The 201-nt window shown below is 26.9% G+C and carries 1 pseudogene; it reads right to left on the reverse strand.

The annotated features are described in order from the left end of the window. A pseudogene (locus ACVC3Y_RS02075) lies at window positions 1-201 on the reverse strand (MBOAT family O-acyltransferase); the annotation flags it as partial.

The raw sequence follows: 201 nt of genomic DNA on the forward strand, positions 1-201 counted from the left end.
AAAGGCTATAAAATCAGTTGTGGGTTCTAATTTCTTTCTATATACATCAATAGTATAACTTAGCGTTTGAAAGGTGTAAAAACTAATTCCTACTGGTAAAATAATATGTAAGGTATTAGGTTGTATTTCACTTCCAAAAAAGGAAAAAGCAGCCGTGAAATTATCTACAAAAAAATTATAGTATTTAAAAAATCCTAAAAG

Source organism: Lacinutrix cladophorae, assembly GCF_053604645.1.